1 protein-coding gene is annotated in these 304 nt (G+C 75.0%); it reads left to right on the plus strand.

All coding sequences use genetic code 11. From position 1 onward, the window contains the following. Nucleotides 1-162 (plus strand): sigma factor-like helix-turn-helix DNA-binding protein (locus tag ACYVE9_RS22495; RefSeq protein ID WP_461029712.1); only part of this gene is annotated, 162 nt, incomplete at its 5' end. Nucleotides 163-304: the final 142 nt, after the last annotated feature.

Consider the following 304-nt stretch of genomic DNA (forward strand, 5'->3'; position numbering starts at 1 on the left):
CCCCCCGCCACCGTCGTCCTGCGCTACCTGGAGGACCGGAGCGAGAGCGAGGTGGCCGACCTGCTGGGCACCAGTGTGGGTACCGTCCGCAGCCAGACCGCCCGCGCACTGGCCAAGCTGCGCGCCGAAGTACCCCGACTCACAGCGAGCGGACCCGCATGAACCACGAACGAGAGCTCCCGGAGCGGGAGTTGAGCGAGGCTCTGCGCCGAGAGGCCGAAAGGCTGGCGCCCCGTCCCGCCCCGGTGGATGCCGTGGTGCGGGCGGGCGGGGCCCGCCGGCGACGCACCCGGCTGGTCGCGGG

Source organism: Streptomyces sparsus (assembly GCF_054776295.1).